The organism is Limnohabitans sp., from assembly GCF_044361985.1.
Lineage (GTDB): Bacteria > Pseudomonadota > Gammaproteobacteria > Burkholderiales > Burkholderiaceae_C > Limnohabitans_A.
Map to the genome: position 1 here is coordinate 1 of NZ_JBIKHV010000122.1, position 5,780 is coordinate 5,780.

The following is a 5,780-nucleotide window of genomic DNA, read 5'->3' on the forward strand; positions in this document are numbered from 1 at the left end:
GATGTTTGGCCAGAGCCTGGGTGATTTCCAGATCACCCAGACCAAGATCGCCCAGATGGCCACGATGCTTGACGGAGCCACCTTGCTGACTTACCGCGCCGCCTGGTTGCGCGATCAAGGTCAGCGTATCACCCGTGAAGCGGCCATGGCCAAGATGACCGCGACTGAAAACGCGCAACAAATCATCGATATGGCCGTGCAGATGCACGGCGGCATGGGGGTGAAAAAAGGCGTGATGGTGGAGTCGCTGTACCGTGAAATTCGGGCCTTGCGCATCTACGAAGGTGCCACCGAAGTGCAGCAGCTGATCATTGGCAAGGATGTGCTGAAAGGGTAAAGCCAATCCCAGCCGGATGGGTGAGCTGCCGAGGTGCCCCGGGGGCGGGGACCTCATGCTGCGGGGGTACGCAGAAATCGGCCTCCGCCCCCGGGGCATCTCGACAGCGTGGTGCAGCAAGCACTGCACAGCAGAAAAAAAAGGAGACAAACAACATGAAGGACTGGAACGAACTGCTGCCCAGCAGCCACACAGACAGCTTTGCGCGTGACCGATTGCCACCGAAGGACCAACTGCCCGTGTTCATGGCGGACCGGCCCGAGCTGGACTATCCGGAGGTGCTCAACTGCGCGGTGGAACTGGTGGACCGGCAGGTGAGCGAGGGGCGAGGCGATCGCATCGCGCTGCATGGTGTGAGCGACTTCGCCAGCAGTTCGGGCGACTTCAGTTGGACATATGCCCAACTGCAGGACAAGAGCAACCGCATCGCCCAGGTGCTGACCTGGGACATGGGCTTGGTGCCCGGCAACCGCATTTTGCTGCGCGGCGGCAACAGCCCCATGATGGCGGCTTGTTTGTTGGGCGCGCTCAAGGCGGGGCTGGTAGCGGTGCCGACCATGCCGCTGTTGCGTGCAGGCGAGCTGGCACAGATCATCGACAAGGCGCAGGTCAGCGCCGCGCTGTGCGACAGCTTGCTGGCCGACGAGTTGCAGCACTGCATGACGCCCGGCCACGCCAGCCATGTCGAAAGCATGAAACAGAGGGTGCTGTTCCGCAGCGATACCGCCGATGGGCTGGAGCAACGCATGGCGCGGCAGGGTGGTGCATACGCCGCGCACCCGACCAGCCGTGACGATGTGTGCCTGATTGCTTTCACCAGCGGCACCACGGGCAAGCCCAAGGGCACCATGCACTTTCACCGTGACGTGCTGGCCATGTGCGACCTGTTTCCGCGCCACATCCTGCGCATGGACGAAAACGACGTGGTCTGCGGCACCCCTCCGATTGCGTTCACCTTTGGCTTGGGTGGCCTGCTGGCATTTCCATTGCGCTTCGGCGCCAGCACTGTGCTGCTGGAAAAGCACACGCCCGAGACCTTGATGCAGACCATCGCCAAATACCGCGCTACGCAGTGCTACACCGCGCCCACCATGTACCGCCAAATGGCGGCGATTGCGTCCAACTTCGACCTGTCGAGCTTGAAGCACCCCGTGTCAGCAGGCGAGGCCTTGCCCGATGCCACCCGTCAGTTGTGGCGGCATGCAACCGGCATCGAAATGACCGATGGCATAGGTGGTACCGAGGTGATCCACATTTACATCTCCAGTGCGGGCGATCAAGTGCGCCCCGGCAGCATTGGCAAAGTCGTGCCTGGGTATGTGGCGCAGATTGTGGACGACAACATGCAGCCCGTTTCCCCTGGCACCGTGGGCCGTCTGGCAGTGCGCGGCCCCACCGGCTGCCGCTACCTGGACGACCCGCGCCAGCAAGACTATGTCAAAAACGGCTGGAACCTGCCCGGCGACACCTTCGTCATGGATGCCGATGGCTACTTCAGCTACCAGGCGCGCAACGACGACATGATCATCTCGGCGGGCTACAACATTGCCGGCCCTGATGTCGAGGGGGCTTTGTTGCAGCACCCTGCCGTGGCCGAATGTGGCGTGGTCGGAATGCCGGACGAAGACCGCGGGCACATCGTGCAAGCCTACGTGGTGCTCAAGCCAGGGCATGTGCCGGACGCAGGGATGGAGAAAGTCTTGCAAGATCACGTCAAGCAAACCATTGCCCCGTTCAAATACCCGCGCAAGATCGTCTTTCTGGATGCCTTGCCGCGCACCGAAACCGGCAAACTGCAGCGGTTCAAGCTGCGTCAAATTAATTCTTAAGGAGCGCACCATGTTCAACGTCTTGCAACCCGAGGGCTGGGCTCCCGCCAAAGGCTATGCCAACGGCATCGAAGCGCGTGGTCGCATGGTGTTTGTCGCGGGCATGATTGGCTGGAACGGACAGGCTCAATTCGAAACCGACGATTTCGTTGCGCAGTGCCGGCAGGCTTTGCAAAACATCGTCGACACGTTGGCCTGCGCAGGGGCGGGCCCGCAGCACATGGCCCGCATGACCTGGTATGTCAAAGACAAGAAGGAATACTTGGCACGCGGCCGTGAGCTGGGCAAGGTCTACCAGGAAGTCATAGGCAAGAACTACCCGGCCATGACGCTGGTGCAAGTGGCCGATCTGGTGGAGGATCGGGCCAAGGTCGAGATTGAAGTCACAGCGGTGGTGCCGTCCTGAGGGCGTTCAGCCCCGCATGGCGATCATTCGCTCCAACGCCCGCTTGAGCAGCGCGACTTCGGATGCGCCGATGTCGGCAGTGACCTGTGATTCGTGTGCCCGCGCCAAGGCCAAAAGGGGTTTGACTTTGCGGCGACCAGCGGGTGTGAGGCTGACCAACGACTGGCGTTTGTCATGCGCTGCGTCACAGCGTTTGACCCAACCGTCTTGCTCCATGCGGCCAATCAGCTTGGTCACGGTGGGTTGCTTGGCCAGCACGATGTCGGCCAGTTCGCCCACACTCAAAGCGTCTTTTCCCGACAGGCTGGCCATGACTCGCCAAGTGATAAGGCTGAGGCCATTGGCTTCGACCACGAAATGAAATTCGCTCGAAATCAGGTGACTGGCCCGCGCCAGCAGGTAAGCCAGGTAGTCATCCACAAATCCTGAGTTAGCGGTCATGGCAGCGCGTGTGTTGTGGTGAACTGGCCGTTTTGATAGACCAGGGGCGCGCTGGCCTGCGTGAAGCCGCATCGTTCGACTTCGCCCACAAAAATCACATGGTCACCTTCTTCATGGCGGCTGCGGTTGTGGCATTCAAACCAGGCCAGTGCACCGTTCAGAATGGGCAGACCGGCTTGTCCGAGGGTGTAGTCGGTATTGGCAAAGCGGTCGCCCTGGCCTGTTGCGAAGCGCTGGCAAAGATCGGCTTGATCTGCCGCCAGCACATTGACCACGTAATGTGTGCCCGCATGAAACAGCGGCAAGCTGCTGGCGCGTTGCCCCAGGCTCCACAGCACCAAGGGCGGCGTCAGCGAGACCGAATTGAACGAGCTCGCTGTGATGCCCACAAATTGGCTGCTGTGTGTGGCCCCTTTTGACGCCCCTGGACCAAAGGTGGTGATAACGGTCACGCCTGTGGCAAATCGGGACAGCGCCTGCCTGAAATGGGTCGGCTCAAAGTCAGGGGCAAGGGGCAGGGTCAGGTTAGGTGAGGGCGCGCGCATAGGGTGATTATGGATGTTTTTACATGAATATTCATATAAACTGTTTCAAATGGGGGCGGGTTTTTTATGGCCCCCTACCCATCCGTTCAGGAGAACAACATGTTGGTGGAAAAAATTGAGCACAAGTGGCTGGCAGCGTTCGTTCGCACATTCACCCTGTGCAAAGTGCAGCCCGGCGAAGTGGTGGCTATTTTGGCTGAAACGCAATCGCGCCGTGTGAACGTGGACTTGGCGCGCTTGGCGCTGGAGAGCATGGGCGCCAAAGTTTTTGAGGTGACCTTGACCTCGCCTGCCCTGACGGCACCCGCGCCGGTGCGGTCCACGGGCGCCAGTGATGCGATTGGCCAGCTTGGCCCGGTGATCGCTGCATTGGCCCGGGTTGATATGGTGGTCGATTGCACCGTAGAGGGTTTGTTGCACGCGCCTGAGTTGCCCACCATCATGAAGGGCGTTGATGGCCACATGCCCCGCCTGTTGATGGTGTCCAACGAGCACCCGGAAATTCTGGAACGAACGGTGCCCGACCCCGCGCTCGAAGGGTTGGTGCGTGCGGCCATGAAGAAGCTTCGGGGGGCTCAGTTCATGCACGTCACCTCGGGTGCCGGCACGGATTTGCGCATTGCCTTGAACAAGGCGGTGGTCGGCGGCGTGTGGGGCTTTTGCCCCAAGCCGGGCATGGTCTCGCATTGGCCCGCCGGGCTGGCGCTGGCTTTTCCGGCAGCGGGCAGCGTCAATGGCACCTTGGTCATGGCGCCAGGGGATGTGAATCTGACCTTCAAAAGCTATTTGCGCGACACGATTCGCCTGACGGTTGAAAACGACAGCGTGGTCCAAATCGATGGCGTCGGGGTGGATGTGGACATGATGCGTGGCTACTGGAAAGCCTGGGAAGACGCCGAAGGCCACCGTGCAGCTTATGCGGTCTCGCATGTGGGCTTTGGCCTGAACCCGGCGGCGCGCTGGGATGCCATGGCGTTTTACGACAAACGCGATTGCAATGGCACCGAACTGCGGGCGTTTGCCGGCAACTTCCTGTACTCAACGGGTGCCAATGAGGTGGCAGGGCGCCACACACTGGGCCATTTTGATTTGCCCATGCGCAACTGCACCATCATGCTGGACGACACGGTGGTGGTGGACGCGGGTGTGGTGCAACAGGCTGCGCTGGCATGAGTGCTTCAAATTGTGGCTCTTTGAAACAAGGCTTCATGTGAGCACGCCTTTTTTCACAGACGTGGGTACGTCAGGTCAACCGACCGTGGTGTTCCTGCACGGCGTGGGCGGTGGACGCCATGGCTGGGCCCAGCAACAAATGCACCTGTCCACCCTGGGCTGGCGCAGTCTGGCCTGGGACATGCCGGGCTATGGCGAAAGCGCCATGCTCACGCCTTATGACTTTGAGCACCTCGCCCTGGCCATGTGGCAGATGCTGGATGCCGCGCACATCCACCAAGTGGTGTTGGTCGGCCACAGCATGGGCGCCATGGTGGCCTTGCAAGCTTGGACGCAGATGCCCGAGCGCATCATGGCCATGGTGCTGGCAGCCAGCAGCCCGGCCTTTGGCAACAGCGACGGCGATTTTCAAAAGCAGTTTCTGGCCCAGCGGCTGGCCCCACTGGAAGCGGGCAAAACCATGGGCGACATCGCCGACAAGCTGATCCCCACCATGGCCGCGCCCGGTGGTGATGCCGCCCACACGATCCCCGCCAATCTGAAGTCGGCGCACCAAAGCATGTCGGCTGTGCCGCCTGCCACTTACCGCGCCGCGCTGCATGCGCTGGTGCAGTTCGAGCAACGCGCCGCTCTGCCCACCCTCACTGTGCCCGTGCTGTGCCTGGCCGCAGAACATGACCGCACCGCACCGCCCACCGTGATGGAACGCATGGCGCAAAAGATCCCTGGCGCGCGCTATGCCTGTCTGGCCGGGGCTGGGCATTTGCTGCATTACGAACAGCCCGAGGCGTTCAATGCTGAACTCGAAAAATTCCTGAAGGACGTGAAACCATGACCGACGTGCAAGCCCCCTCTCAACCAGATGTCATGCCCATCTGTGGCGACGACTACCCCTTGACCGAAAAACAGCAAAAGCTGATGGCTTTGGCTCGGCAATTGGGGCGCGAGAAGTTCGCCCCGCGTGCCGCGCAGCTCGACCGCGACGCACAGTTCCCGTTTGCCAACTACGACGACATGCGCGACTCGGGCCTGCTGGCGCTGTGCGTGCC

At 61.2% G+C, this 5,780-nt stretch carries 8 protein-coding genes; 6 read left to right on the top strand and 2 right to left on the bottom strand.

Annotated features, from left to right (window positions below; genetic code table 11):
- From ACIQ3A_RS13450 to ACIQ3A_RS13460, 3 genes are all read left to right on the top strand, one after another.
- The coding region (locus ACIQ3A_RS13450) for an acyl-CoA dehydrogenase family protein (protein ID WP_396432235.1) at window positions 1–337 on the top strand (337 nt) is incomplete at its 5' end.
- 155 nt (window positions 338–492) lie between these two features.
- A complete protein-coding gene (locus ACIQ3A_RS13455; RefSeq protein ID WP_396432236.1) occupies window positions 493–2,166 on the top strand; it encodes an AMP-binding protein in 1,674 nt (557 codons plus the stop codon).
- Window positions 2,167–2,176: 10 nt separating this feature from the next.
- Window positions 2,177–2,572 carry a RidA family protein gene (locus tag ACIQ3A_RS13460; RefSeq protein WP_396432237.1) on the top strand — a complete coding sequence of 132 codons (396 nt, stop codon included), beginning with the start codon at window positions 2,177–2,179 and terminating at the stop codon, window positions 2,570–2,572.
- Between the two features lie 6 nt (window positions 2,573–2,578).
- Here the strand turns inward: ACIQ3A_RS13460 and ACIQ3A_RS13465 are convergent, their stop codons facing one another.
- The gene (locus ACIQ3A_RS13465) at window positions 2,579–3,013 is read right to left on the bottom strand and encodes a MarR family winged helix-turn-helix transcriptional regulator (RefSeq protein ID WP_396432238.1); all 435 of its coding nucleotides are present in this window, start codon (window positions 3,011–3,013) and stop codon (window positions 2,579–2,581) included.
- Window positions 3,010–3,558, bottom strand: coding sequence for a flavin reductase family protein (locus tag ACIQ3A_RS13470; protein WP_396432239.1), 549 nt, complete (start codon window positions 3,556–3,558; stop codon window positions 3,010–3,012). The genes ACIQ3A_RS13465 and ACIQ3A_RS13470 overlap by 4 nt, the downstream gene beginning before the upstream one ends.
- Before the next feature lie 99 nt (window positions 3,559–3,657).
- Between ACIQ3A_RS13470 and ACIQ3A_RS13475 the strand changes: the two genes are divergently transcribed.
- The 3 genes from ACIQ3A_RS13475 to ACIQ3A_RS13485 all read left to right on the top strand — a co-directional run.
- Window positions 3,658–4,731 carry a peptidase M29 gene (locus ACIQ3A_RS13475; protein ID WP_396432240.1) on the top strand — a complete coding sequence of 358 codons (1,074 nt, stop codon included), beginning with the start codon at window positions 3,658–3,660 and terminating at the stop codon, window positions 4,729–4,731.
- Window positions 4,732–4,768: 37 nt separating this feature from the next.
- On the top strand, window positions 4,769–5,566 hold the full coding sequence (locus tag ACIQ3A_RS13480; protein ID WP_396432241.1) for an alpha/beta fold hydrolase: 798 nt from the start codon (window positions 4,769–4,771) through the stop codon (window positions 5,564–5,566).
- On the top strand, window positions 5,563–5,780 hold a 218-nt coding region (locus ACIQ3A_RS13485), incomplete at its 3' end, for an acyl-CoA dehydrogenase family protein (RefSeq protein ID WP_396432242.1). The genes ACIQ3A_RS13480 and ACIQ3A_RS13485, both read left to right, overlap by 4 nt.

What these genes read in the sequence shown, in the direction of transcription:
- ACIQ3A_RS13455 (WP_396432236.1), top strand. Translation starts at nt 493, where the DNA reads ATGAAGGACTGGAACGAACTGCTGCCCAGCAGCCACACAGACAGCTTT.
- ACIQ3A_RS13460 (WP_396432237.1), top strand. Translation starts at nt 2,177, where the DNA reads ATGTTCAACGTCTTGCAACCCGAGGGCTGGGCTCCCGCCAAAGGCTAT.
- ACIQ3A_RS13465 (WP_396432238.1), bottom strand. Translation starts at nt 3,013, where the DNA reads ATGACCGCTAACTCAGGATTTGTGGATGACTACCTGGCTTACCTGCTG.
- ACIQ3A_RS13470 (WP_396432239.1), bottom strand. Translation starts at nt 3,558, where the DNA reads ATGCGCGCGCCCTCACCTAACCTGACCCTGCCCCTTGCCCCTGACTTT.
- ACIQ3A_RS13475 (WP_396432240.1), top strand. Translation starts at nt 3,658, where the DNA reads ATGTTGGTGGAAAAAATTGAGCACAAGTGGCTGGCAGCGTTCGTTCGC.